The 24,093-nt window shown below is 73.4% G+C and carries 24 protein-coding genes; 6 read left to right on the forward strand and 18 right to left on the reverse strand.

Annotated elements, in window-relative coordinates; genetic code table 11:
* Nucleotides 1–47: 47 nt before the first annotated feature.
* Nucleotides 48–554: a tetratricopeptide repeat protein gene (locus tag ACI2LW_RS14740; protein ID WP_404731556.1), complete on the reverse strand. Its 507-nt coding sequence runs from the start codon at nt 552–554 to the stop codon at nt 48–50.
* 128 nt (nt 555–682) lie between these two features.
* On the opposite strand from ACI2LW_RS14740, the gene ACI2LW_RS14745 reads away from it, so the two are divergent.
* Nucleotides 683–1,114, forward strand: a complete 432-nt coding sequence (locus ACI2LW_RS14745) for a hypothetical protein (protein WP_404731557.1) — start codon at nt 683–685, stop codon at nt 1,112–1,114.
* Nucleotides 1,115–1,249: 135 nt separating this feature from the next.
* On the opposite strand, the gene ACI2LW_RS14750 is transcribed toward ACI2LW_RS14745, so the two are convergent.
* From ACI2LW_RS14750 to ACI2LW_RS14775, 6 genes are all read right to left on the reverse strand, one after another.
* Nucleotides 1,250–2,848, reverse strand: coding sequence for a DUF1996 domain-containing protein (locus tag ACI2LW_RS14750; RefSeq protein WP_404731558.1), 1,599 nt, complete (start codon nt 2,846–2,848; stop codon nt 1,250–1,252).
* Between the two features lie 193 nt (nt 2,849–3,041).
* A complete protein-coding gene (locus ACI2LW_RS14755; protein WP_404731559.1) occupies nt 3,042–4,034 on the reverse strand; it encodes an NAD-dependent epimerase/dehydratase family protein in 993 nt (330 codons plus the stop codon).
* A 104-nt stretch (nt 4,035–4,138) separates the two neighbouring features.
* Nucleotides 4,139–4,840, reverse strand: a complete 702-nt coding sequence (locus ACI2LW_RS14760; protein WP_404731560.1) for a winged helix-turn-helix domain-containing protein — start codon at nt 4,838–4,840, stop codon at nt 4,139–4,141.
* Between the two features lie 454 nt (nt 4,841–5,294).
* Nucleotides 5,295–6,323, reverse strand: coding sequence for a glutamine synthetase (glnII, locus tag ACI2LW_RS14765; protein ID WP_404731561.1), 1,029 nt, complete (start codon nt 6,321–6,323; stop codon nt 5,295–5,297).
* A 434-nt stretch (nt 6,324–6,757) separates the two neighbouring features.
* Complete coding sequence (locus tag ACI2LW_RS14770) at nt 6,758–7,489, reverse strand: hypothetical protein (protein WP_404731562.1); 732 nt, start codon at nt 7,487–7,489, stop codon at nt 6,758–6,760.
* 166 nt (nt 7,490–7,655) lie between these two features.
* On the reverse strand, nt 7,656–8,024 hold the full coding sequence (locus tag ACI2LW_RS14775) for an arsenate reductase family protein (RefSeq protein ID WP_404731563.1): 369 nt from the start codon (nt 8,022–8,024) through the stop codon (nt 7,656–7,658).
* Between the two features lie 163 nt (nt 8,025–8,187).
* Here ACI2LW_RS14775 and ACI2LW_RS14780 point away from each other — a divergent pair, with 163 nt between their 5' ends.
* Nucleotides 8,188–8,502, forward strand: a complete 315-nt coding sequence (locus ACI2LW_RS14780; RefSeq protein ID WP_404731564.1) for a hypothetical protein — start codon at nt 8,188–8,190, stop codon at nt 8,500–8,502.
* A 663-nt stretch (nt 8,503–9,165) separates the two neighbouring features.
* Here the strand turns inward: ACI2LW_RS14780 and ACI2LW_RS14785 are convergent.
* From ACI2LW_RS14785 to ACI2LW_RS14800, 4 genes are all read right to left on the reverse strand, one after another.
* Nucleotides 9,166–10,350 (reverse strand): winged helix DNA-binding domain-containing protein, encoded by a 1,185-nt coding sequence (locus ACI2LW_RS14785; RefSeq protein WP_404731565.1) that lies wholly within the window; start codon nt 10,348–10,350, stop codon nt 9,166–9,168.
* A 158-nt stretch (nt 10,351–10,508) separates the two neighbouring features.
* A complete protein-coding gene (locus ACI2LW_RS14790) occupies nt 10,509–11,093 on the reverse strand; it encodes a hypothetical protein (protein WP_404731566.1) in 585 nt (194 codons plus the stop codon).
* 2 nt (nt 11,094–11,095) lie between these two features.
* A complete protein-coding gene (gene htpX / locus ACI2LW_RS14795; protein ID WP_404731567.1) occupies nt 11,096–12,019 on the reverse strand; it encodes a zinc metalloprotease HtpX in 924 nt (307 codons plus the stop codon).
* Nucleotides 12,020–12,155: 136 nt separating this feature from the next.
* A complete protein-coding gene (locus ACI2LW_RS14800) occupies nt 12,156–12,413 on the reverse strand; it encodes a hypothetical protein (RefSeq protein WP_404731568.1) in 258 nt (85 codons plus the stop codon).
* Between the two features lie 397 nt (nt 12,414–12,810).
* Between ACI2LW_RS14800 and ACI2LW_RS14805 the strand changes: the two genes are divergently transcribed.
* Nucleotides 12,811–13,047, forward strand: a complete 237-nt coding sequence (locus tag ACI2LW_RS14805) for a hypothetical protein (RefSeq protein ID WP_404731569.1) — start codon at nt 12,811–12,813, stop codon at nt 13,045–13,047.
* Between the two features lie 138 nt (nt 13,048–13,185).
* Here ACI2LW_RS14805 and glnA read toward each other — a convergent pair whose 3' ends face one another.
* Nucleotides 13,186–14,595, reverse strand: coding sequence for a type I glutamate--ammonia ligase (gene glnA, locus ACI2LW_RS14810; RefSeq protein WP_404731570.1), 1,410 nt, complete (start codon nt 14,593–14,595; stop codon nt 13,186–13,188).
* 208 nt (nt 14,596–14,803) lie between these two features.
* Between glnA and ACI2LW_RS14815 the strand changes: the two genes are divergently transcribed.
* The gene (locus ACI2LW_RS14815; protein WP_404731571.1) at nt 14,804–15,271 is read left to right on the forward strand and encodes an RDD family protein; all 468 of its coding nucleotides are present in this window, start codon (nt 14,804–14,806) and stop codon (nt 15,269–15,271) included.
* A 253-nt stretch (nt 15,272–15,524) separates the two neighbouring features.
* Here the strand turns inward: ACI2LW_RS14815 and ACI2LW_RS14820 are convergent, their stop codons facing one another.
* The 4 genes from ACI2LW_RS14820 to lipB all read right to left on the reverse strand — a co-directional run bounded on the left by ACI2LW_RS14820 (nt 15,525) and on the right by lipB (nt 18,851).
* The gene (locus ACI2LW_RS14820; RefSeq protein WP_404731572.1) at nt 15,525–16,229 is read right to left on the reverse strand and encodes a DUF4191 domain-containing protein; all 705 of its coding nucleotides are present in this window, start codon (nt 16,227–16,229) and stop codon (nt 15,525–15,527) included.
* Nucleotides 16,230–16,506: 277 nt separating this feature from the next.
* A complete protein-coding gene (locus ACI2LW_RS14825; protein ID WP_404731573.1) occupies nt 16,507–16,704 on the reverse strand; it encodes a hypothetical protein in 198 nt (65 codons plus the stop codon).
* Nucleotides 16,705–16,979: 275 nt separating this feature from the next.
* Nucleotides 16,980–17,945, reverse strand: coding sequence for a lipoyl synthase (gene lipA, locus ACI2LW_RS14830; protein ID WP_404731574.1), 966 nt, complete (start codon nt 17,943–17,945; stop codon nt 16,980–16,982).
* A gap of 105 nt (nt 17,946–18,050) precedes the next feature.
* Complete coding sequence (gene lipB / locus ACI2LW_RS14835; RefSeq protein ID WP_404731575.1) at nt 18,051–18,851, reverse strand: lipoyl(octanoyl) transferase LipB; 801 nt, start codon at nt 18,849–18,851, stop codon at nt 18,051–18,053.
* Nucleotides 18,852–19,095: 244 nt separating this feature from the next.
* On the opposite strand from lipB, the gene ACI2LW_RS14840 reads away from it, so the two are divergent.
* Nucleotides 19,096–20,619 carry a regulator gene (locus ACI2LW_RS14840; RefSeq protein WP_404731576.1) on the forward strand — a complete coding sequence of 508 codons (1,524 nt, stop codon included), beginning with the start codon at nt 19,096–19,098 and terminating at the stop codon, nt 20,617–20,619.
* A 248-nt stretch (nt 20,620–20,867) separates the two neighbouring features.
* Here the strand turns inward: ACI2LW_RS14840 and ACI2LW_RS14845 are convergent, their stop codons facing one another.
* Entirely contained in the window at nt 20,868–22,265 is a 1,398-nt protein-coding gene (locus ACI2LW_RS14845) for an NAD(P)/FAD-dependent oxidoreductase (protein WP_404731577.1), read from the reverse strand.
* Between the two features lie 280 nt (nt 22,266–22,545).
* Nucleotides 22,546–23,442 carry a TIGR01777 family oxidoreductase gene (locus ACI2LW_RS14850; protein WP_404731578.1) on the reverse strand — a complete coding sequence of 299 codons (897 nt, stop codon included), beginning with the start codon at nt 23,440–23,442 and terminating at the stop codon, nt 22,546–22,548.
* 155 nt (nt 23,443–23,597) lie between these two features.
* Here ACI2LW_RS14850 and ACI2LW_RS14855 point away from each other — a divergent pair, with 155 nt between their 5' ends.
* Complete coding sequence (locus ACI2LW_RS14855; protein WP_404731579.1) at nt 23,598–24,086, forward strand: GNAT family N-acetyltransferase; 489 nt, start codon at nt 23,598–23,600, stop codon at nt 24,084–24,086.
* Nucleotides 24,087–24,093 lie beyond the last annotated feature (7 nt).

Below are 24,093 nucleotides of genomic sequence, written 5' to 3' on the forward strand. Positions count from 1 at the left end.
CGCTTGGTCACCGTCGCCCGAACGAGTCGGTCCGGGCCCCGCGCGCCCTACGGCTCGACCAGCGCCCGGGCGTAGCGGGCCATGGACCGCCGGTAGCGCGGCAGATGGGGTGCGAGCGCGCCGAGCACCAGGGACAGGCCCTCGCGGTCCCGGCCGAGACTGGACAGGCACAGGGCGAGACAGGCCCGTACGGCGTCGTCCAGTTCGTCGGACGGGGCGTCCAGCTCGGGTGTGAGCAGTTCGACGCCCTTGCGCGCCTGCCCGGTGTTCCGCAGCGAACTGGCCAGCTGGATCCTGGCCCGGCGGCCCCGGTAGCCGCTCAGCCCGCGGGCCAGGGCCTCCCGGTACAGCGGCACCGCCCGGTCGGAGTGGCCGGTGGAGTCCCAGGCGCAGGCCCGCTCGAACGGGCCGAGCGGGCTGCCGTCCGGCAACTCGGCGGCCAGGGCGTCGATCTCGGCGCGGAACGCCGGCGCGTGCCGTTCCGCCTCGTCGTCGGGGCGGTCCTCGAAGCGGGCCCAGGCGGCGGCCACACGGTTGTCCCAGTCCTTGTCCACCGGCACACTCTCGCACGAGTGTGCGCGCCGGGCCACGGGATTGAGCACCGTGCGCACGGAAGCCGTATGGGTGGGAGGGGTCCCTCGGCGGGGCTCTCCGCGGCATGCTCGAAGGACCGGAGGAACTGATGAGGGTGACCCGACCGATGCTCGCGCTGGCCGGCGCCGTGGCGACGGTGGCGCTGGCCGGCTGCGGCGCCGGCGCCGACCCGGCCGCGAAGGTGCCGCCGACGGCGACCGGCAGCCTGGAGAGCCTGGCCGCCGAAGTGAAGTGCAAGCCGGACATCCAGACCGACGCCGACACGATCCGCCAGGCGATCTGCACCAACGCCGCCGGGAAGTTCATCCTCGCCACCTTCTCCACCGACCGCGGCCAGCGCGAGTGGATCAACGAGGCCAAGGACTACGGCGGGTTCTACCTGGTCGGCCGCAAGTGGGTCGCGGTGGGGGACGACGGCGTGGTCCGCGAGCTGCGTGGCACCCTCGGCGGGGACGTCGAGGTCGGCACCGACCACCACGCGCACACCGGCGGCTCCGGCCACACCGGCCACAGCGGCTGAGCCACTCCCCGTGCGGCATTCCCGTGCGGCACTCCCCGTGCCGCACGCCGGAGGCCGGCGGCGGGTTTCCCCGCCGCCGGCCTCCTTCAGTGGGTCACCGGCCGGGCGCGGCCTGCGTGCCGCACCCGTACCGCGTCACTGGCACCGCTGGCCGCGGTTGATGCAGTTGGCGATCTTGTTGGCCAGGCCGCCGGTGGTGACGCTGATGAAGTCGTCGTGGTCGGTGGCCGGCTTGTGCAACTGCTCCGGGAAGCCGTCCACCGCGTAGGCGTTCTTCACCACGCCGTTCTCGATGGTCGGCGGGTCGATCTGGTAGACCAGCCGCATCGTCAGCTGCGGGATCGCCTTGAAGCCGTTCTGGCAGTTGCCGTTGGCGTCGGCGAAGGCGACGTGCGTGCGGTGGTTGGCGCTGTCGGCGTTCTGCCCGTCCCAGCAGCTCTGGAAGGCGAACGTGCGCACCACGTTGCTGCCCTGCGGGCAGATCGGGTACTGCGTCGTCAGCTGGACCTTGTTCTCGAAGCCGGTGCAGCTCCAGTGCGCGTTGGCGTTGGCCAGACCGTTGGTGGTGGTCTTGGCGTCACCGGTGATGATGCGCAGGAACTGCGGCATCGCGACGACCTTGCTCTTCGGGCTGCCGACGTACTTGATCTGCGCCTGGACCGGCGTCAGGATCTTGCCGACGTTGCCCTCCTTGCCGCCGCCGTCCGCGTTCTGGTCGAAGTCCTGCGTGCCGTCCTGGACCCGGACCACCGGCCAGTAGTACGACGACAGGTCGTTCTTGTTCTGGCAGCTGGTGCCGCCCTGCAGGAACGTGTCGTTGCTGGAGAACGCGTTGACCTTCTGGTTGCCGACGTAGTCGTGCAGGTGGTGCGCGCCGTTGGTCACGCCGGGCGCCACGATCACGTTGTCGGTGTTGAAGTTCTTGTTGGCGTTCACACCGCAGTTGGTGGTGAAGGAGCCGGTGGAGGCGTTGCGGTTCTGGCGCGGCTTTGCGGGGACGTTCCGCTGGACCTTCGTGATGTCGACGAAGTCGGCCGCCACGGGGCCGTTGCCGGCCTGTCCGCCGTTGCCCTGCTGCTGACCGCCGTTGCCCTGCTGGCCACCGTTCTGCTGCTGGTCGCCGCCCTGCTGCTGGCCACCGTTCTGCTGCTGGTCGCCGCCCTGCTGCTGGCCACCGTTCTGCTGCTGGTCGCCGCCCTGCTGCTGACCGCCGTTCTGCTGCTGGTCACCACCCTGCTGGCCGCCGGCGTTGGTCTGGTTGGCGGGGGTGCCGGTGCAGCCGGCGAGGGCGTCCATGCTGTTGGGCGCGGTGCCGCCGGCCCGGCTGATCTCCAGCCTGATCCGGTCGAGGATCACCTTACGGCGTTCCTTCAGCGGCTGGAGAATGGAGTTCTGGACGAAACTCGCGTCTCTGGCCTGTGCGTCCCGGGTGGTCATCAGGCGCTGGTAGGCGTCCGTGATCTGGCGGTCCAGATTGGCCAGCTCACCGTCGACCTCGGTGCGCGCCTGCCTCGGCACGCTGGTGAGCTTCTGCCCGACGTCCGGGCACGAGATCGTCGCGACCTGCGCGTTGGTGGCCTTGGTGCGGTTGCCCCAGGCGTTGTTGTTCGACTCGTGCGCGGATGCGTAGAAGTTCGCCCAGATCAGCCCGCCCCCACCGAGCGCTAGGGCCGCCGATGCGGCAATGGCCTTGGTGGCCAGCGGCGTGCGGCGTTTTCGTGTGTTGCGTCCCATGGAACTCCTCTGACTTCCTTGCGGGGCAGCATCGAGGCGCCCGACAGGAGTGAAGCGGCTCCCTTCCATACGCACGGCGCGCCCCGGGTGTTCAGCCGTCACAGGAATCGATGCCAGATTCGTGCGCACGCCGGGTTTCAACTGCCCCAGTTGCACGAGGAGTTGTCGTCGGCTCACAGGCGGTTGCCGTGGCTCACGCCCCGAGCAGCTCCGCCTCCGCGGCCGGGTCCAGGCCCACCGGGGGCCGGCCGGGGCGCAGCGGTGCGGTGCCGCCGGCCGCCCGCAGCCACCGCCAGGTGTCCCCGACCGTCTCGGCGACGGGACGGCAGCGCAGCCCCGTCGCGACGGCCCGGGAGACGTCCGCGGAGTGCAGGGCGTCGTGCAGGTCGCTGCCCGGGGGAACCCACACCGGCAGCTGGGTCCACGGCTGGACGCCGGCGGCCAGGACGGCGTCCGGGTCGGTCCAGCGCGGTTCGGCGTCCGCGCCCGTGACCCGCACACAGGTGTCGAGCAGTTCGCCCATGGTGGTGTGCCCCTGCGGGCTCATCAGGTTGTACGGCCCGCTCAGCTCCCGCTCCACCGCGCCGAGGATCCACTCGGCGAGGTCGCGTACGTCGACGTACTGCAGCGGCAGGTCCCGCGGGCCGGGGGCCAGGAACGGGCCGCCCCGGGCGATCCGGTTCAGCCACCACGGCAGCCGCCCGACGTTCTCGTACGGCCCGAGCAGCAGCCCGCAGCGCACCAGAAGCGAGCGGTCCGGGCCGAAGGAGCCGACCGCGGCCAGTTCCCCGCCCCGCTTGTCGCGGGCGTAGTCGGTCGTGTCCGCGTCCGCCGAGGCGCCCTCGACCAGGGGAGCGAGCTCGGTGTATCCGGGCGGCGGGGCCCAGGCGTACACCGAACAGGTGGAGACGTACACATAGCGCCCGGCGCGCTCGCGCAGCAGCCGCGCGGCGTCCCGCACGGCGCGGGGCGCGGCCGACCAGGTGTCGACGACCGCGTCCCACGCGCCGTCCGCGAGGGCGTCGAGCCCGCCGGGCGCGGTGCGGTCGCCGCGCAGCGACCGCACCCCGGGGACGGGAGCGTGCCTGCCCCGGTTCAGGACCGTCACGTCCCAGCCGCGTCCGGCCGCCGCCTCGGCGACGGCCCGACCCGCGAACTCCGAACCACCCAGCACCAGAAGTCTCATGCGGGTGATCGTGCCCGCGACGGCCGCCGGGGTGAACGGGGTTCTGCCGTCGGCAGAGGAGGCCGTGCCGGGGTCGGGCGGGTTCCGCCCGTCCGCCCTCTCCGTCAGCGGCCGGTCGGGGGCGTGTACTTGTACCCCACGCGCCGCACCGTCTGGATCGACGCGCGGTGCTCGGCGCCCAGCTTGCGGCGCAGCCGCGCGATGTGCACGTCGACGGTGCGGCCGTCGCCCACGTGGCCGTAGCCCCACACCGTGGTGACCAACTGGTCGCGGGTGTGCACCCGGTGCGGGTGCGCGACCAGGTGCGCGAGCAGTTCGAACTCCAGGTAGGTCAGGTCGAGCCGGCGTCCGTCCACCTCGGCGGTGCGCCGCGCGGTGTCGATCCGGACGAGCGGCTCGCCGGCCTCGGCGGTCGCGGTCGCGGCCGGTGCCGGTGCCGGTGCCGGGTGTCCGGCGGAGGCGGCCGGTGCGGCGCCGGATACGGAGGCGTGCGCGGCGCCGGGTACGGAGGCGTGCTCCGGCCCGTCCTGGGCGGGATCCGGCACCGCCACCGGGAGGAACGGCGGCTGCTGGTCGGCCGGGACGAGCACCAGGTAGCCCACCATCGGGGGCCGGCCGGGCAGGGCGGGCAGGGTGTGCGGCGGGGCCGGCAGCCAGGTGGCGCCGGGCGGCAGGAAGTCCGCCACGTCCACGACCTCGTCCCGGTCGACGGCCCGCAGCCGGTGCCGTGCGGGGGCGGGGGAGGACGGCCGTGCCGGGGCGGGCGCGGGAAGGGCGGCGCTGGTCAGGGAACGAGTGGTCGCCATGAGAGGTCAGCTCTTTCGCGCGAGAGTTCGTCGGGGAGAGCGGCGGCCGCGAGTTCGTGGTCGGGCGCGCCGAGGACGTACGTCGTCCGCGCTGGCCGAAGGCCGGGGTGTACGGCTTTAGAGGGCCCGCGCGTTCACCGCGCGGCAACACACCCGGTCGAAGTCGTGGTGCTGACGGGAAGGCCAGAAGGGCTCGAGGTCGTCGCGACCCGTCGCGGTGCACTTCTGGAAGCCGGCCATGCTCCCATTGAAGCAGACGGCGCGCCCGGGCAGGACCCTCCTCTCACTGGTTGGACTCCTTTCCGGCCGCTTGCCGGGCGCCCCCGGACGGCCCCCGGGCACGCCCGGGAGCGCCTGGGAACGCCCGGACACGCACGGACACGCGCAGGGGGCGCCCACCGGATGGCGGGCGCCCCCTGCGCGTGCGGAAGGGAAGGGAGCGGACGGGCGCGGGTCAGACCTGGCCGGCCTTCTCCAGGGCGGTGCAGCAGGTGTCGACGAGCAGCCGGGTGACCACGTACGGGTCGACGTTGGCGTTCGGGCGGCGGTCCTCGATGTAGCCCTTGCCGTCCTTCTCGACCTGCCACGGGATGCGCACCGAGGCGCCGCGGTCGGAGACGCCGTAGGAGTACTCGTTCCACGGGGCGGTCTCGTGCAGGCCGGTGAGGCGGTCGTCGATGCCGGCGCCGTAGTTCTTGACGTGGTCCAGCGGCTTGGAGCCCTCGCCGAGCGCCTCGCACGCGGTGATGATCGCGTCGTAGCGCTCGCGCATGGCCTTGGTGGAGAAGTTGGTGTGCGCGCCGGCGCCGTTCCAGTCGCCCTTGACCGGCTTGGGGTCGAGGGTGGCGGAAACACCGAAGTCCTCGGCGGTGCGGTAGAGCAGCCAGCGGGCCACCCACAGCTGGTCGGCGACCTCGAGCGGGGCAAGCGGTCCGACCTGGAACTCCCACTGGCCCGGCATGACCTCGGCGTTGATGCCGGAGATGCCCAGGCCGGCCTTGAGGCAGTTCTCCAGGTGGGCCTCGACGATGTCCCGGCCGAAGATCTCGTCGGCGCCGACACCGCAGTAGTAGCCGCCCTGCGGGGCGGGGAAGCCGCCCTCGGGGAAGCCCAGCGGGCGGGAGCCGTCGAAGAAGGTGTACTCCTGCTCGATGCCGAACACGGGCTCCTGCGCGGCGAACCGCTCGGCGACCTCGGCCAGCGCGGCGCGGGTGTTGGACGGGTGCGGGGTGAGGTCGGTGTCGAGGACCTCGCACAGGACCAGGAGGTCGTCGCCGCCGCGGATCGGGTCCGGGCAGGAGAAGACGGGCTTGAGCACGCAGTCCGAGGAGTGCCCCTCGGCCTGGTTGGTGGAGGACCCGTCGAAGCCCCACACGGGAAGCTCGGCGCCCTTGGCGTCGTCGGCGAGGATCTTCGTCTTCGAGCGCAGCTTGGCCGTCGGCTCGGTACCGTCGATCCAGATGTACTCAGCCTTGAAGCTCACGGGGCCACATCCTTCGGGTGTCACTGGGCGCACTTGCGGGTGCTGCGGATCCTGCGGCGCTGCGGCACCGGGGCGCCGTGCGGTGGATGGCGGCAGCCTGTCAACAGGCGATTTCCCGTCGGTTGCCCGGTTGTGAACCCCGTGTTACCCGGTGCCGGCGCGACCCCGCGTCCCGCGCAGCGCCCTGCGTCCGGTGTGGTCCGGCCAGTGGCGCGGTGGCCGCCGCGCACGGCGCGGGGGCGGCCGCCGGCTTCCCCTCCGCGCAAGCCGGTGACCACCCCCTGCGTGCGGCCCGCCTCCGGCCGTCCGCGCACGGCGCCGAAGGCGCCGCGGGACGGGACGTGCCGGTCCCGCCGCTCCCGTGAAGGCGGCAGGACCGGCACGCCGGTGTCCCACCCGTCACCCGTGTCCCGTCGGGTGGAGCGGGCCGGGCCTCAGCCCACCTTCTCGATCACGGCACGCCGGATCAGGAACTTGCCCGGCTCCCGCACCTGCTCGAAGGCGGCGTTGTTGAGCAGGACGCAGCTGCCCGAGACCGACGTCACCTTCACCGTCGTGGACTTGTTGTTGTCCAGGTTGGTGACCTTGAGCGTGGTCCCCGCGGGGAACTGGTTGCTGGACGCCGCCGGAGCGCCGCCCTCCCCGGAGAGCGTGACGGTGGATCCCTTGCACACCTGCTCGCCCGAGGCCGCCGCGCCGCCGGCGTCGCCCGCGCCGCCGGTCTGCGAGGGGGCCGCGCTCTGCTCGGCCCCTCCGGCCTGCTGGCCGGCGCCCTGCTGGCCGGCCGCCTGCCCGCCTGCCTGCTGTCCCGCCTGCTGGCCGTTCTGGCCCGCCTGGGAGCCCTGAGCCGACTCCCCAACGGTGCAACCCGCGGCCTTCTGCTGGACCTTGATCTGCTCGATGACCGCCTCGCGGTTGGCGATGCGGGCCGCCGACTGGGCGTCCGGTTTCGCCTTCTGGTCGGCGATGAAGCGCTCGTTGTTGCCGAGGGCCGTGGCCAGCCCCTGGCAGACCGTCGAGTCGGCGGCGGACAGCGTGCGCGGGGTCGAGGGCTGGGCGGCGTTCGAGGTGGCCGCCATGGCGAAGGCCCCGCCTCCCGCCACCGCCGCGGCGCTGACCAGCAGCGCGACCTTCTTTTTCGTGCTGAGAGTTCGCCTACGCGACATGCGCGCCTCCTGAAGAGGTAGGGGAGCGTACGCCGCTATGTACGAGATACCGAACGTTGTTACTCAGCGGTTGCGGGAGGAGTTGAAGTAACCTGCGTCACAGGTGCGGTGACGGGTCGTCAGGCGGTCATCAGGTGACGTACGTACCGGAGAGGGCCGGGAGTGCTCAGTCCGCGTGCCGGGACAGGGCGTCCCGTACCGCCTCCTCGCTGCGCCCCACCACCGCGGTGCCGTCGTCGGCCGTGATGATCGGACGCTGGATCAGCTTGGGGTGCTCGGCCAGGGCCCTGATCCAGCGGTCCCGGGCACCGGCGTCCCGCGGCCAGTCCTTGACTCCGAGCTCCTTCGCCGCCGCCTCCTGGGTGCGTGTGATGTCCCAGGGTTCGAGCCCGAGCCGGCCGAGCACCTCGCGGATCTCGTCCTCGGTCGGCACGTCCTCCAGATAGCGGCGGACGGTGTATTCGGCACCCTCGGCGTCGAGCAGGCCGATCGCGCTGCGGCACTTGGAACAGGCCGGGTTGATCCAGATCTCCATGCCCCCACGGTACGCGAAAACTCGTCTCCCCCGCGTGTCCCATGAGCCCCGAAAGCCCTTGTGGCCAGGGGCTTTTGTCAGTGGGGGGACGTAGAATAGAAGCAGTGTTCGAGAGCATCGCCGACGTCCCGCGGCGGTGCTCCCACGCGACAGGAGGATGCCTGTGCCCGCTGCCGCACTGAAGCCGAAGCCGTTGCCGACCCAGTCCACCGCGAGGCGGCCCGTGCTGCTCGACCTGCCCTACGAGCCCGTGACGAAGCGCCCGCTGCCGCCGGGACGGCCGCGGGAGTGGTACGTCACGCACAACCGCCGTCTGAAGGCGATGCGGCTCGCCATCGCCCTGCTCGACTCCGGTGTCTACCTGCCGAACCAGGCCCGCAACGAGACGATACGGAGCGCCGCGGAGCTCATCGGCGTCCACCCGCCGTCCGACACCACGTGCCACATGGTGCGGGCACTGATGCGGTACTCCCGCTAGCCGGCCGCGGGCCCCTGGACCCCTCGGGCGCCCGGCCCGGACCTGAGCGGCCCGGACCGGGGCGGCCCGGGCTGGCCCGGGGCCCGCCCCGGACGTCCGCCCGACCCGGCCGGGACGCCCACCCACGCGGCCCTGGGCGTGCGCCCGAGCCGGCCGGGACGCCCGCTGGGCCCGGCCACGGCGCCGTCGGCCCGGCGACCGAGGCCGCTCCCGGCCGTACCACGCCTCGAACACCGGGGTGTTCTCGCACCGTCCACGCTCCGGACCGCCGGGGTGGTCGCCGTGTCCTGGAGGCCGGCCCCCCCCAGGGCGTCGCCGCGCCTTGGAAGCCGGACCGCCGGAGTCCGGCCGGCCGGGGTGTTGCCGCGCCCGGTGCCCCGGACGGGACCCGGCTGTCGCCGCGCTCCCGTCCGGGAGCGGCCGGTGCCCGAGCAACCCGCGCACCCCAGCAACCCGCGTACCCGGGCACCCGGGAGCAGCCGCTGTCCGGGCTCCCGGGAGCGGCCGCCTGCCCCGGCGACCGCGAAGGTCTGCGCCCCTGCCCCGGTGCGCCGAGGGCCGGAGCCGTACGTACCGCAAGTTGGGACCCCGGGACGCAGGCCCGGCTGCCCGCCGCGCCCTTTCCGCTGCCGCCCTTTCCGTTGCCGCCCTTTCATTGCCGTGCTAGGCGGCCAGCTCCTTCTCCAGTGGGGTGCGAAAGCGCGGCGTCACTCTGGTCGTGCCCATCCAGGACTCCAGCCGCTCGGCCCGTTCCGCGATCGCCGCCTCCGCCTCGCGGCCGGTGCCCCCCGGGTCCAGGAGGCGCCAGACGATCTCACCGCTCGGGCGCTGGGCCCACCCTCCGACCACCCGGCCGTTCCACCACACCGTGGGACCGACGTTCCCGCTGCCGTCGAACAGCGCCGGCCGCAGTCCGGGGGCGAGATACCAGTCGCGCTGCTGCCAGCCCATCGCCGTGGGGTCCAGTGCGGGCAGCAGGGCGGCCCACGGCCCGGCGGGTCCGGCGACCGGGTCCGCGTCGTCCGGCGCCACGTACGCCGTGCCCTCGTCCACCGCGACCTCCCGCGCGCCCGCCGCGGCCAGCGCACGCCGTACGTCCGTCACCCGCCAGCCCGTCCACCACTTCAGGTCGGCCTCCGTCGCCGGACCGCAGACGGACAGCCAGCGGCGCAGCAGGTCTGTCCGGGCGGCGGCCGCGGGCAGTTCCGGATGCGCGGGGGCCGGGGCCCAGCGAAACTGGGTGGAGGTCCAGGACCCGAGCGGCCGGCCCCGCACCACCTTGCCCTCCACGCCCAGCACGCGCAGCAGCCGCGAGGAGACGGTGTGCACGCCCTCGTAGCTCTTCCCGGCCGCGTACGCGAACCGTTCCCGCAACCTCGGCTCGTCCTGCGCGAGTTCGGCCGCCGTGGCCTGGCCGCGGCGGGCCAGCGCGGCCAGCGCCGACTCCTCCACCTCGCGCAGCCAGGCCTCGTCCGGAGCGCCTGCCTTCGCCATGTCCTTGATCAGCGCGGCACGGGCGCGGGCGGCGATCTCGAGGCCGGTGGAGGCGTGGACCACGGCGGTGAGCGCGGCGGGGAACACGAACACCGTGTGCCGCATGCCGTGCATGCGCACCAGCGTGCGGTCCTCGTACAGCGCGCGCTCGGTCTCCGGGACCGTCTTGGCCGGGTCCGCCAGGCGTGCTCCGACCCCCAGGTAGACCGTCGCGGGGTCGGTGCCGTGCAGGGCCACCAGGGAGTCCGCCACCTCCTCCGGGCTCGCCGCGCGCGCCTCGGCGGCCAGCCGGTGCCGCCGGGCCAGCCTCGCCCGCCGTTCCGCCACGTCGATGTGCCGGGGTCCCGCCGCCATGCTGCCTCCACCGTCCGCGTGCCCGACCGGCGCCGGTGGGTCCGGCGCCGTCGCCCGGGCCCGTACCGCCCGCGCCCCACCATCGTGACGGACACCACTGACAACCGGCCCCGGCCGGGCGCCGGCGGGCCGGGCGCCGGCGGCACGACGGCCCGGGCTCACAGGCCGGGGGCGCCCCACACCGGGAACCAGCGGCTCAGGTCCTGCTCGATCCGCAGGTCGTTCCCCAGGGCCGCCTTCACCCGCAGCTCCAGCGCGTTGTCGCGCCGCTGCGCCCCGCCGGGCAGCGGCGCGAACGGGTAGAAGGTGCCCCGCTTGTAGAGGTACACGAGCGCGAGCGCGCGGTCGTTGTCGTCGTGGAAGCCGGCCAGCGAGCACAGGAGCTGGGGGCCGAAGCCGTTGGCCTCCAGGGCGCTGTTCACGGCGTGCAGGTCGTTGACGAGGTCGGGCAGCCGGTCGGGGGTGCGGCGGGAGACCAGCCACGAGTAGCCGTAGGCGTCCTGGGACAGCTCGACCGGGGGGCCGGAGCGGCCGGCGTCCGCGTCCAGCAGCGCCTGCACCTCGCGGTGCGTCTGCTCGAAGGCCGCGCCCTCGACCGTGGCGAAGCACACCGCGCCCTGGCCGGTCGGCCGGAAGCCCGTCGCGGCCTCCAGCGTGACCGCCGCAGACGGCAGCGCGAACAGCTGGTCCAGGTCGGGCAGGGCGGGTTTGGAGCGCCCCAGCAGAATGTCCAGCAGCCCCATGCTCAGCCCGCCCTCCCCGGGGTGGCGGCCTCGCCCAGCTCGGCGGAGATCCGGGCGAGCTGCTCCAGCCGCTGCTCCAGGCTCGGGTGGGTGGAGAAGAGCCGGCTCAGGCCGGGCTCGGCGCCCAGCGCCGGGGTGAAGTAGAAGGCGTTGAAGGCCTGGGCGGTGCGCAGGTCCTCGGAGGGGATGCGGGCGATGTCCCCGGTGACCTTGGTGAGCGCGGAGGCCAGGGCGGAGGGCCGCCCGGTCAGCAGGGCCGCCGCCCGGTCGGCGGCCAGCTCCCGGTACCGCGACAGCGCGCGGATCAGCAGGAAGCTGATGGCGTACACGGCCGCCGAGACGCCCATCACCATGGCGAACACGGCGAGGGTGTTCTGGTCCTTGCGCCCCCGCCCGCCGAACAGCTCCGAGTAGAAGGCGAACCGTACGACCAGGCCCGCGAGCACGCCCAGGAAGGACGCGACCGTGATCACGGCGACGTCCTTGTGCGCCACGTGGGACAGCTCGTGCGCGAGCACGCCCTCCAGCTCGGCCGGCTCAAGGCGCCGCAGCAGCCCGGTCGTCACGCAGACGACGGCGTTGTCGGGGTTGCGCCCGGTGGCGAACGCGTTCGGCATGTCCATGTTGGAGACGGCGACCACCGGCTTCGGCATGTCGGCGATGGCGCACAGCCGGTCCACCACCGCGTGCAGCTCGGGGTACTCCTCCCGCTCCACCACCCGGCCGTGCATCGCGAACAGCGCGATCCGGTCGGAGAACCAGTACTGGGCGACGAGCACGCCGCCCGCGATCACCACGACCAGCACCCACGACTTCAGCAGCACGATCAGCGCGGCGACGAACGCCACGTACAGCAACCCGAGCAGGAACAGCGTGACACCCATCCGCACGGTCAGACGCCGGTCGCTCCGGAAGCGGCTCTGCATCTCGCATCACCCCGCAGTCAGGCACTCGTCCCGCCATCCAGTGTGCACCTGCCCCCGGTCACGAAAAGCCCCCGACCGGCCCCAGCACCGGCAAAAGGTCCCCGGAGCGGGAGGCCGATCAGTGCGGGGTGCGGGTCTAGTGCGGGGTGCGGGTCTGGGCGTAGCCGATCAGGAGGATCAGGACGGTGACGCAGCCGAGGACGACGGCGGTGGAGAGCCAGGAGGAGCGGCGGGGGGTGACCGGGGCCGGGTCGGCGCGGAAGGGGACCGGGCCGGGCGGGTTGTCCTTCCAGCGGGCGGCCAGCATACGGGCCCGCGCCGAGGGCTCCTTGTGCTCGGCGGCGTCCGCCCACCTGTGATCGAACTCGCGCGGGAAGTCGTCGTTTCCGGTCATCCCCGTGGCCTTCCTGGTCCTGGCGGTGAGGAGCTGTCTCCCTTTAGGAGCCCCGAGGGGCCGGGAAGGTTGCACCGGTGGGGGCGACGGGGCCGGGGGCCGGGCTTCGGACCGCCCCGTTCGGCTGCTCCGGACCGCCCCGTTCGGCTCAAGATGCTGAGCGGTCGGAGGGCGGCTAGCCTCGATGGAAGAGAGCCGCGCTCCGGGAGCAGGCCCGTGCCGGCGCGGTCCCTGGACGCAGGGGCCGTCGGTCGGTGCGACGCCCAAGGTGCGCCCGCACCCCGTACCCAGGCGGCTATGCCCACGACCGCGCCGTACCGTTCCCGGACTGCGGCCGCGGCCCTCCGTCTCTCGTGCCTCGAAAGAGCCGCACGAGGGGGTGGAAGGAAGGTAACCCATGAAAGCACAACGCGCGAGGCGTCTCTTCGCGATGTCCGCGGTCGGCGTTCTGATGGCCGGTGGCGCCGCGATCGGCGCAGCAGGCACGGCCTCGGCAGCCGCCCCGGCCCACACTCCGACCAACTTCGGCCGTTGCTTCGACCGCGGTGGCTGGTGGAACTGCGACAACGGCTTCGGTCACCGCGGCGACTTCTTCCGCAACGACATCCCCAGCGTCGTGGTGATCGTGCTGTGAGCTGATCGACCCCGCGGTGCGCACAGACAGACCGAGGGCCGCCACCCATCACGCGGGTGGCGGCCCTCGCCAGTGCCCTTCACCAGTGGTCCAGGGGCACCAGTGGCCGGAGTGGTGGGCCGCTCCGGCCTGGGTGGATCACACGTCGAAGTAGAGCTCGAACTCGTGCGGGTGCGGACGCAGCTGCAACGGGGCGATCTCGTTGGTGCGCTTGAAGTCGATCCAGGTCTCGATCAGGTCGGACGTGAACACGTCGCCCTGGAGGAGGAACTCGTGGTCGGCCTCCAGCGCGTCGAGGACGGCGCCGAGGGAGGTCGGCACCTGGGCGACGTTCGCGTGCTCCTCGGGAGCCAGCTCGTACAGGTCCTTGTCGATCGGCTCGGCCGGCTCGATCTTGTTCTTGATGCCGTCCAGACCCGCGAGGAGCAGGGCGGAGAAGGCCAGGTACGGGTTGCCGGAGGAGTCCGGGGCGCGGAACTCCACGCGCTTGGCCTTCGGGTTCGAGCCGGTGATCGGGATGCGCATCGCGGCGGACCGGTTGCGCTGCGAGTACACCAGGTTGATCGGGGCCTCGAAGCCCGGCACCAGGCGGTGGTACGAGTTCACCGTCGGGTTGGTGAAGGCCAGCAGCGACGGGGCGTGCTTGAGGATGCCGCCGATGTAGTAGCGGGCGGTGTCCGACAGGCCCGCGTAACCGGCCTCGTCGTAGAACAGCGGGTCGCCGTTGCTCCACAGCGACTGGTGGACGTGCATGCCCGAGCCGTTGTCGCCGAAGATCGGCTTCGGCATGAAGGTCGCGGTCTTGCCGTTGCGCCAGGCCACGTTCTTCACGATGTACTTGAACAGCTGGAGGTCGTCGGCGGCGGCCAGCAGCGTGTTGAACTTGTAGTTGATCTCCGCCTGGCCGGCCGTGCCGACCTCGTGGTGCTGGCGCTCGACCTTCAGGCCCTGCTTGTCCAGCTCGAGGGAGATCTCCGCGCGCAGGTCGGCGAAGTGGTCGACCGGCGGGACGGGGAAGTAGCCGCCCTTGTAGCGGACCTTGTAGCCGCGGTTGTCCTCGATCGCGCCGGTGTTCCAGGCGCCGGCCTCGGAGTCGATGTGGTAGAACGACTCGTTCTCCGCCGTGCGGAAACGGACGCTGTCGAAGACGTAGAACTCGGCCTCGGGACCGAAGTAGGCGGTGTCCGCGATGCCGGTGGAGGCCAGGTACGCCTCCGCCTTCTTGGCCACGTTGCGCGGGTCGCGGGAGTACTGCTCGCCCGTGATCGGGTCGTGGATGAAGAAGTTGATGTTGAGCGTCTTGTCCCGGCGGAACGGGTCGACACGGGCCGTCGACAGATCGGCGCGCAGGGCCATGTCGGACTCGTGGATCGCCTGGAAGCCGCGGATCGACGATCCGTCGAAGGCGAGTTCCTCGTCCGGGTCGAACGCCTCAACGGGCACCGTGAAGTGCTGCATGACGCCCGGCAGGTCGCAGAAGCGGACGTCGACGAACTTGACGTCCTCGTCCGCGATGAACTTCTTGGCCTCGTCGGCGTTCTGGAACATCCAGCTCCTCCTACTCCCGACCGTCCCGCCGGGGTGGTAGATCGTTCGTGCGGCCAGTGCGGTGGCACACGCTGCACTCGACCCTAGGGACGGGTGATTTCTCGGGCGTGACCCGTTTGTTTCGCAGAAGTTAACCGGCCGGGGCGCGGTCACGGCTGGGGACACCCCGGCGACCCCCGTCCTTCCAGCGTGGCAGTACCGTGGACGCGTGGACAACAGGCAAGCAATGGGATCGTGGCTGTCCGGGCCGCGCTCGGCCATGGAGGAAGCGGGTGCCGACTTCGGTTACCGGGGCGAACAGCTCGGTCTGCCGGAGCAGGGACCGGGCTCGATCGCCCGCCCCGGCCGGCGTCTGGGCGCACTGGTGGTCGACTGGGGCCTGTGCCTGCTGATCGCATACGGTCTGATCGCCGACAGCTACAACAACGCGGCGCAGGTCTGGGCCCCGCTCGTGCTGTTCGTGCTGCTGGTGCTCACCCTGGGCACCGTGGGCTTCACTCCCGGCAAGCGGCTGTTCGGGCTGCGGGTGGTGGCCCTGGGCACCGGCCGGGTGCAGCCGCTGCGCGCGCTGCTGCGCACGGTGCTGTTCTTCCTGGCCATCCCGCCCCTGGTCTGGGACCGCGACGGCCGCGGCCTGCACGACCGGCTCGCGGGGACCGTCGAGGTCCGCATCTGAGGAGCCAGCGCGCGGCGCAGGGTGCCGGTCGTGTGCGGTGACGCCGACATGGCGGCGGCCGTACGGTGACGTTCCCCGTGGCGGCGGTCGTACGGTGACGTTCCCCGTGGCGGCGGTCGTACGGCGCGGATCCGTACGGCGCCGGTCCGCCCGGTGTCCGCACCGCACCCGTACGGCGAGAAGGGCGCCCGGAGTGATCCGGGCGCCCTTCTCGTGAGTGTGGGGGTGGGGTGCGGGGGTGCGCAGGCGGGGCTCAGCGGGCCTTCGGGCCGCCGCCCCTCGGCAGCCGCATGCCCTTGGGCATCGGGCCCTTCGGCAGCGGCATGTTGCTCATCAGGTCGCCCAGGGCGCGCAGCCGGTCGTTGGTGGCGGTGACCTGGGGGCCCGTCAGCACCCGGGGGAACTTCAGCAGGGTGGTGCGCAGCTTCTTCAGCGGGACCTGGCCCTCGCCGTCGCCGACGATCACGTCGTGCACCGGGACGTCCGCGACGATGCGGTTCATCTTCTTCTTCTCGGCGGCGAGCAGGCTCTTGACCCGGTTCGGGTTGCCCTCGGCGACCAGCACGATGCCGGCCTTGCCGACCGCGCGGTGCACCACGTCCTGGCTGCGGTTCATCGCGACCGCCGGGGTCGTGGTCCAGCCGCGGCCGACGTTGTCCAGGACCGCCGCGGCGGCGCCCGGCTGGCCCTCCATCTGCCCGAAGGCGGCGCGCTCGGCCCGGCGTCCGAAGACGATCGCCGTCGCGAGGAAGGCGAGCAGGAGGCCCAGGACGCCGAGGAAGACCGGGTGGCCGATCAGGAAGCCGATCCCCAGAAGGACACCGAAGGTGATGATGAAGACGCCCGCGAGTACGAGACCGATCTTGGGATCGGCCTTGCTGGTCATCTTGTAGGTCAGAGCGATCTGCTTCAGTCGCCCGGGGTTGGCAGCCTCGGCTGCGGGTTCCTTCCTCGCCATGCCACGAAGTCTACGTGCCCCGGGAACCGGCCGACGACGGCAGTACCCGCGCACGCGGGGAGACCGTGCGGGCGTGCCCGTGGGGTGAGCGGGCGGGTGGGGACGCTGGGGAGGGGGCGGCCTCTGGACGGACGGGTTCCGCGGGACCGCGACGGCGGCGGGGGAGAGGGCGGGGGAGACGAACGACTCCCCGAGTGGGGCGGGGGCCGGAGGGGCGCGTGGCGCGGTCGGTTACGGGCGGCCCCGGTCGGTAGCGGGCGGTCGTGGGCGGTCGCGGTCAGTTGTGGCCGGCGAACTGGTCGAGAACGCGCTGGGCCTCGACCCGGTCCTTGGCGCGGCGGCGGTCCTCCAGGACGGAGGTCCAGGCGTTGCGGCGGGCGGTGCGCTGGCCGCCGCTCATGAGCAGGGACTCGACGGCACGGAGTGCGTCGGTGAAGGACGGGATGGCGGTGGCGCGAACGGGCGCGGCCTGCATGGCGGGTGTCCCCCTCGGAACGGCTTCGGGTGTACGTGGCGTGAGTCCAGCGTCACTGTTTGGTGTTACCAGGGCGTGACCGACCGGTCAAACACCAATGAAGCCTCGTGAGCGCGGGCCGAACGGCTGACGCGGCCCCGGCCGGCGCCCTCATCTGCGGCGACGGCGGGGACCGCGTCGTATCGGCCATTACCGGGCAGTAATTTCTTGTGCCCGAATTCACACGCTTGCCCGTCCCGGACGGGGCACGGGAACTGACGGAGTGTCAGACGATGTCAGACGGCCTGGGAGGCCACGAAGGCCCCTCGCTTCTCGACCGCCATCCGGTACAGCCGGCCGGCGCGGTAGGAGGACCGTACCAGCGGGCCGGACATCACGCCGGAGAAGCCGATCTGCTCGGCCTCCTCCTTCAGCTCGACGAACTCCTGCGGCTTGACCCAGCGCTCCACCGGGTGGTGCCGCACGCTCGGCCGCAGGTACTGGGTGATGGTGACCAGCTCGCAGCCCGCCTCGTGCAGCTGCCGGAGCGCGTCGCTGATCTCCTCGCGGGTCTCGCCCATGCCCAGGATGAGGTTCGACTTGGTCACCAGCCCGTAGTCGCGCGCGGCGGTGATGACCTTCAGGGAGCGCTCGTAGCGGAAGCCCGGGCGGATGCGCTTGAAGATCCGCGGGACCGTCTCCACGTTGTGCGCGAAGACCTCGGGGCGGGTGGCGAAGACCTCCTCCAGCAGCTCCGGCACGCCGTTGAAGTCGGGGGCGAGCAGCTCGACCTTGGTGCGGCCGCCCTCCCGTCCGGCGGTCTGCTGGTGGATCTGGCGGACGGTCTCCGCGTACAGCCAGGCGCCGCCGTCCTCGAGGTCGTCGCGGGCGACGCCGGTGACGGTGGCGTAGTTCAGGTCCATGGTGACCACGGACTCGCCCACGCGGCGCGGCTCGTCCCGGTCCAGCGCCTGCGGCCTGCCGGTGTCGATCTGGCAGAAGTCGCAGCGCCGGGTGCACTGGTCGCCGCCGATGAGGAAGGTCGCCTCGCGGTCCTCCCAGCACTCGTAGATGTTCGGGCAGCCGGCTTCCTGGCAGACCGTGTGCAGGCCCTCGCTTTTGACGAGGCTCTGCATCTTGGTGTATTCGGGGCCCATTTTGGCCCGAGTCTTGATCCACTCGGGCTTGCGCTCGATGGGGGTCTGGCTGTTGCGGACCTCCAGGCGCAGCATCTTGCGTCCGTCGGGTGCGACTGCGGACACGACCGGCTCCCTAGCGTTTGATTCCTCGGCGTTGTTCAGGGTACGCCCGTTGATTCGATGCCCGGCGGGGGCGGGGTCGCCGCCCCCGCCGGGCGCCGGGCCGCCTCAGGCGGCCGGGGTCCTCTCGATCACCCGCGGCTTCGGGTCCGCGCTCTGCAGGACCTCGCGCAGATGGCGCTCCACCACCGGGAGCACCTCCTCGATGGTGATGTCCCGCCCCAGCTCGGCGGCGAGCGAGGCCACGCCCGCGTCCCGGATGCCGCAGGGGATGATCCGGTCGAACCACTTGTTGTCGGGGTTCACGTTCAGCGCGAAACCGTGCATCGTGACGCCCTTGGCCACCCGGATGCCGATCGCGGCGACCTTGCGGTCCTCGCCCCGCTGTCCGGCGTTGGACGGGGCGTACTCCGGGCCGTTGAGCCGCGGGTCGAACTCCTCGTCGGCCAGCCGCGGGTCGAAGTCCAGGGACAGCCCGCCGGCCGGGGGGCGCTGCTCGACCGGGTCGCCGAGCACCCAGACCCCGCTGCGCCCCTCGACCCGGGTGGTCTCCAGGCCGAACTCCCCGCAGGCGCGGATCAGCGCCTCCTCCAGGCGCCGCACGTGCGCCACCACGTCCACCGGGCGGGGCAGCTTCAGGATCGGGTAGCCGACCAGCTGCCCGGGGCCGTGCCAGGTGATCTTCCCGCCGCGGTCCACGTCGATGACGGGCGTGCCGTCCAGCGGGCGTTCGCCGTCCGCGGTGCGCCGGCCCGCCGTGTAGACCGGGGGATGCTCCAGGAGCAGCACGGTGTCGGGAACCTCGTCGGCGAACCGGGCCGCGTGCACCCGGCGCTGCTCGTCCCAGGCCTGCTGGTAGTCCACGGCCTCGGTGCCGAACCCCATGCGGACGAACCGCAACTCACTCACGGCAAGCGCCTCCCTGCAAGGTCGTAAGGCACGAAACGTGCCGACGCCACTGTACGACTGCCCTCCGGCCGTCAGCCCAGTGGCCAATCCTCACACGATCGGATGAATGCCGCCGGAAGGTCGCGGTCGGCTGCTCACTCTCCGCTACATTCGCGCCGTTCATGAGGCCATAAGGGCTGCTCACAGGCAATCCGGGCACCACGCGGTCGCGTGCGGGCCCGAAAGGCAGGAGACCGCACCGCAGATGACGGAACGACCCGCGCAGCGCACTCCCAACCGCCAGCTCGCCGCGCTCATCGCAGAAGCGGGATTCTCCAACGCAGGCCTGGCCCGTCGCGTGGACCAGCTCGGTCTCGAACACGGGCTGGACCTGAGATACGACAAGACCTCGGTCACCCGCTGGCTGCGCGGGCAGCAGCCGCGCGGGACCACACCCGCCCTCATCGCCGAGGTCTTCACCCGCCGTCTCGGCCGCCGGCTGACCGCCCAGGACCTCGGCCTGGACGCCTGCGCCCCGGTGTACGCCGGGCTGGAGTTCGCCGCCGCCCCGGAGGAGGCCGTCGACATCGTCAGCGGCCTGTGGCGCAAGGACTCCGGCAGCCACGCCGAGCTGCGCAAGATCGCCTTCACCCCCGCGGGGCTGGTGGTGCCCAGCCGGGACTGGCTGATCGGCCGGGCCGACGACCGGGTCGCCCGCGGCGAGCCGCCCGTCGCCCGGGTCCCCGCCCAGCCGGGCCCGGACGGCACGCACCCGCTCCCGGCCGGCCGGGGCGCGCCGGGCACGCCGGGCCCGGCCAGGGCGCCCGGACTCCCGGGGGCGGCGGGCGTGCCGCGCCAGCGCGGGCAGGCCGAGCGCGAGCCGGGCCAGCGGGTCTCCGCCGGCGACATCGCCGCCCTGCGCTCGGTGGGCGAGCTGTTCCGCACCCTCGACGACATGTACGGCGGCGGCCACGCCCGCCAGGCGCTCGTGCGCTATCTGGAGCACGAGTGCGAGCCGATGCTGCGCGGCACCTACGGCGAGCAGACCGGCCGGCGCCTGTTCGCGGCCGCGGCCGACCTGACCCGCCTGGCCGGCTGGACCTCGTACGACATCGCCGCGCACGGCCTGGCCCAGCGCTACTTCGTGCAGGCGCTGCGGCTCGCCCAGGCCGCCGGTGACCGCGCCTACGGCGCCTATGTGCTCATCACCATGAGCCGCCAGGCGGTGTACCTCGGGCACGGACGCGAGGCCGTCCAGCTCGCCCGGGTGGCGCAGCAGGGACTCGGCGGCTCCGCGCCGCCGGTCGTCCAGGCGCTGCTGCACGCCGCCGAGGCGCGCGGGCACGGGGTGCTCGGCGAGGTGCGCGCCTGCACCGCTTCCCTGGTCCGCGCCGAGCGCGCGCTGGAGGCCGCCCGGCCCGGCGACGAGGTGCCGCACTGGGCGCGCTTCTTCGACGAGGCCCAGCTCGCCGACGAGTTCGGCCACTGCCACCGGGACCTGCAGCAGTACCGGCCCGCCGCCCAGCACGCCGAGCGCTCGCTCCAGTTGCGCGCGCCGGCGTACGCCCGCAGCCGGCTGTTCTGCCGGGTCGTCCTCGCCACCGCCCGCCTCGGCCTCGGCGACCTGGACCAGGCCTGCCATCTGGGCGCCGAGGCGGCGGGGCAGGCCGCCGACATGCGGTCGGTGCGGGCGGTGGAGTACGTCCGGGACTTCGAGCGCCGTCTCGAGCCGTACAAGGACGCGGGACCGGTGCGGACGTACCGGGACAAGGTGGCGGCGCTGGGCTGAGATCCCGCGGTCGGTCGGCCGTCCGTCGGGCCATTCGGCCGTCCGTCCGGCCGGCCGGCCGTTCGTTCGGCTGCCGCCCCTGCGCCGCCCCGCACCGCGCCCCTGCCGCTGCCCTGCGCCGCCCCGAGCCGCTTCCCGGCTCCGTCCGCGGTTTCGTGCCGGGGGCCGGGCGGGGTTTCCCACCGGGGCGGGCGGGGTCTCGCGCCGGGAGGGCGGGGCTTTCCGCCGGGGCGGCGCCGGGGCGTGCCTCAGGCGGCGGCCGGGTGTGCCTCCGGTTCGGGGTCGGCGCGGTGCAGCGAGCGGCCGGCGCCCAGGTCCGCCAGGATCGCCGTGGCCGCCCTGCGGGCCGAGTACAGGGCTCCCTGGACGGTGCTGGTGTCCCGGTGGTCGCCGCACACGTACAGGCCCGCCAGCAGCCGTACCGGCCGGCGCAGGTCGTGCGGTGGCCGCATGGCGGGCACGGCCTCGGCCGTGTGGTGCACGGCGAGGGTCTCCCAGCGCGCGGTCGAGGTGCCGTAGAGGCGGGCCAGATGGATGCGCACCGCGGTGTCGACGCCGGCCGGGAGAGTGCCGAGCACGGTCGAGGAGACGAGCGTACGGCCCGCCGGCGCCCGGGCCGGGTCGACACGGCTGACCACGGCCGTGTGGGCCACGGGCCCGCCGCGGTCGGCGTCGAGCAGCAGATGGCCGCCCGCCGCCGGGGGCTCGTCCGTCGTGTGGTGCACCACCGTCACCGGGTGGAAGTCCGGCACCCGCAGCCCGGGCAGCAGCTCGGCGGCGGCGCGCGCGTCGGTGGCGACCAGCACCGCCCGGCAGCGGATCTCGCCGTGCTCGGCGGTGGTCACCGAGGTGGTGGAGACGGAGGTGACGCGGACCCCGGTGTGCACGGTGCCCGGGGGCAGGGCGCGGGCGAGCAGTTCGGGCACCGCCTCCGCGCCGCCCTCGGGCAGGCACAGCCGGCCGCTCGCGAAGGCGCGCAGCGCGAGGTCCGCGCAGCGGCTGGAGGTGGTGAGGGAGGGGTCGCACAGCAGGGCCGCCAGCAGCGGGCGCAGGAAGCCGTGCACGGTGCGGGCGGGCAGGCCGCGGGCCGCCAGGGCCTGGCCCGCGGGCAGCTCGGGACGGGACAGCAGCCGGTCGACGGGTGTGGCGGCGAGCCGGGTGAGCGCCGCGCTGAGCCGCGCCTGGTCGACCGCGGTGCCCAGCGGGGCGCCGGTCCACGCCCGTGGACCCGGGGCGGCGCGCAGGGCGCGCGGGCGGCCCAGCGGCGCGCTGGGCGGACGAGGGGCGCTCGCCAGCGCGCGCACCGCCCGCAGTGCGCCCCTCGCGCTCCCTGTGCGCGCCGGGGGGCCGGCGTGGTGGTGCCGTCCGTCGCTGTGCAGCAGGACCCCCGGCGCGAAGGGGCGCAGCACCAGCGCGTCGAGGCCCGGACTGAGGTCCAGTTCGGGATACGACGTGGACAGCAACTGTCCGATCCGGTCGAGCCGGAAGCCGTCGACCTTCTCCGTCGCCATGCGGCCGCCCACCCAGGGGGCAGCCTCCAGAACCGCGGTCGTCACTCCTGCGCTGGTCAGCCGATGCGCCGCCGACAGTCCGGCGACGCCGGCTCCCACCACGACGACGTCCGCCTGGTACGCGGGCTCAAGCACGTGCCCCTCCTCGAGGTTGGGCGGCCGGTGGAGCAGTGATGCCCCCAACCGGCTTGAGGAATACCCGAGTTCGGGTCGAGGTTAGGACGGGGATCGGTCAGGAACAGTCGCGCATCGACAGGGCACGGTCGCACGGCGGTCGCATACGGTCGCAAGGTGGCATGAAGGAGATGGTGAGCCGGCAGGGAACCGGGGGAGCCGACCGGTACGGGACCGGGGCGGCGGGGGAGCCGGCCGGCCCGGGAGGAGGCGTCCGGTGTTCCGGTGATCTGACCGGGTGTCACAGCGCCGCCCGCACCGCGTCCTCGATCCCCGGGAACGCGAACGTGAACCCGGACTCCAGCAGCCGCTTCGGCACCACCCGCGCGCTGCCCAGCACGTCCCCCGCCATCTCGCCGAGCACGGCCCGCAGCACCGGCGCGGGCACCGGGAAGAGCGCCGGACGGTGCAGCACCCGCCCCATCACGGCGGTGATCTCACGGTTCGTCAGCGGCTGTGGCGCGGTGAGGTTGACCGGCCCCGACAGCTCCGCGGTGTCGATGAGATGCCGCAGCGCGGCCACCTCGTCGTGCAGCGCGATGAACGACCAGTACTGCCGCCCGTCGCCCAGCCGCCCGCCCAGCCCGGCCCGGAACAGCGGGAACAGCCGCCCCCACGCCCCGCCCGCGCGGGAGACCACCAGGCCGGTGCGCGCGAACACCGTGCGCACCCCCGCCTCCCGCGCCGGCGCCGCCGCCTCCTCCCACTCCACGCACAGCGAGGCCAGGAAGCCGTCCCCGGGCGGGGCGTCCTCGTCGACGGCCCGGTCGCCGGTGTCGCCGTAGAAGCCGGTCGCACTGCCGCCGACGTAGACCCGCGGCGGCTCCTCCAGCGAGGCCACGGCCTCGGCGAGCGCCGCCGTGCCCAGCACCCGGCTGTCGCGCAGCGTGCGCTTGTACGCCTCCGTCCAGCGACGGTCGCCGATCCCCGCGCCCGCCAGATTGACCACCGCCTCGCACCCGGAGAGCCCCGCGGCGTCCACGTACTGGCGCTCCGGGTCCCAGCGGACCTCGTCCGGGCCGCGCACCGGGCGGCGCACCAGGCGCACCACCTCGTGCCCGTCCGCGGTCAGGGACCGCACCAGGGCGCTGCCGATCAGACCGGACGCGCCGGCCACCGCGATTCGCGCACGTCTCATGCCCTCATCCTGCCCGCCGCACCGCCGGGCAGCCGGGCAGCCGCACCGCCTGCCCGCCGCACCGCCTGCCCGCCGCACCGCCTGCCCGCGGAGGCCGCCGGGCCGCGGTGAGCCGGCCGCACGCGCGCCGCCTGACGCACCGTAGAGTGACCGCCATGCCGGGTACGCACATACGCCATGCCACGCTCGACGACGAGGACGCCCTGGGACGGCTGGACCGCGCGACCTGGTCCACCCTGCACGCGGTCACCCCGCCGCCGCGGGAGCCGTACGAGCCCTTCTTCACACCCCGCAGCGGGCCGCGCGACCACCTGGTCGCCGAACTCGACGGCCGCCTGGCCGGCTACATCCGCCTCGGCCTGCCCACCGACGTCGCCTCGAACGCCCACGTCCGGCAGATCCGCGGACTCGCCGTGGCCGAGGAGGCCCGCGGCCGGGGCGTGGGCCGCGCCCTGCTGCGCGCCGCCGTCGAGGAGGCCCGCCGCCAGGGCGCCCGGCGCATCAGCCTGCGGGTGCTCGGCCACAACACCCCCGCCCGCAAGCTGTACGAGTCGGAGGGCTTCGTGGTCGAGGGCGTCCAGCCGGGGGAGTTCCACCTGGACGGCGCCTACGTCGACGACGTGCTCATGGGCCGGCCGCTGTGACCCCCGC

Source organism: Streptomyces sp. NPDC004065, assembly GCF_044903565.1.
In the GTDB taxonomy this organism is placed as follows: Bacteria; Actinomycetota; Actinomycetes; order Streptomycetales; family Streptomycetaceae; genus Streptomyces.

What these genes read in the sequence shown, in the direction of transcription:
- ACI2LW_RS14745 (WP_404731557.1), top strand. Translation starts at nt 683, where the DNA reads ATGAGGGTGACCCGACCGATGCTCGCGCTGGCCGGCGCCGTGGCGACG.
- ACI2LW_RS14750 (WP_404731558.1), bottom strand. Translation starts at nt 2,848, where the DNA reads ATGGGACGCAACACACGAAAACGCCGCACGCCGCTGGCCACCAAGGCC.
- ACI2LW_RS14755 (WP_404731559.1), bottom strand. Translation starts at nt 4,034, where the DNA reads ATGAGACTTCTGGTGCTGGGTGGTTCGGAGTTCGCGGGTCGGGCCGTC.
- ACI2LW_RS14760 (WP_404731560.1), bottom strand. Translation starts at nt 4,840, where the DNA reads ATGGCGACCACTCGTTCCCTGACCAGCGCCGCCCTTCCCGCGCCCGCC.
- ACI2LW_RS14770 (WP_404731562.1), bottom strand. Translation starts at nt 7,489, where the DNA reads ATGTCGCGTAGGCGAACTCTCAGCACGAAAAAGAAGGTCGCGCTGCTG.
- ACI2LW_RS14775 (WP_404731563.1), bottom strand. Translation starts at nt 8,024, where the DNA reads ATGGAGATCTGGATCAACCCGGCCTGTTCCAAGTGCCGCAGCGCGATC.
- ACI2LW_RS14785 (WP_404731565.1), bottom strand. Translation starts at nt 10,350, where the DNA reads ATGGCGGCGGGACCCCGGCACATCGACGTGGCGGAACGGCGGGCGAGG.
- ACI2LW_RS14790 (WP_404731566.1), bottom strand. Translation starts at nt 11,093, where the DNA reads ATGGGGCTGCTGGACATTCTGCTGGGGCGCTCCAAACCCGCCCTGCCC.
- htpX (WP_404731567.1), bottom strand. Translation starts at nt 12,019, where the DNA reads ATGCAGAGCCGCTTCCGGAGCGACCGGCGTCTGACCGTGCGGATGGGT.
- ACI2LW_RS14800 (WP_404731568.1), bottom strand. Translation starts at nt 12,413, where the DNA reads ATGACCGGAAACGACGACTTCCCGCGCGAGTTCGATCACAGGTGGGCG.
- ACI2LW_RS14805 (WP_404731569.1), top strand. Translation starts at nt 12,811, where the DNA reads ATGAAAGCACAACGCGCGAGGCGTCTCTTCGCGATGTCCGCGGTCGGC.
- glnA (WP_404731570.1), bottom strand. Translation starts at nt 14,595, where the DNA reads ATGTTCCAGAACGCCGACGAGGCCAAGAAGTTCATCGCGGACGAGGAC.
- ACI2LW_RS14820 (WP_404731572.1), bottom strand. Translation starts at nt 16,229, where the DNA reads ATGGCGAGGAAGGAACCCGCAGCCGAGGCTGCCAACCCCGGGCGACTG.
- ACI2LW_RS14825 (WP_404731573.1), bottom strand. Translation starts at nt 16,704, where the DNA reads ATGCAGGCCGCGCCCGTTCGCGCCACCGCCATCCCGTCCTTCACCGAC.
- ACI2LW_RS14840 (WP_404731576.1), top strand. Translation starts at nt 19,096, where the DNA reads ATGACGGAACGACCCGCGCAGCGCACTCCCAACCGCCAGCTCGCCGCG.
- ACI2LW_RS14850 (WP_404731578.1), bottom strand. Translation starts at nt 23,442, where the DNA reads ATGAGACGTGCGCGAATCGCGGTGGCCGGCGCGTCCGGTCTGATCGGC.
- ACI2LW_RS14855 (WP_404731579.1), top strand. Translation starts at nt 23,598, where the DNA reads ATGCCGGGTACGCACATACGCCATGCCACGCTCGACGACGAGGACGCC.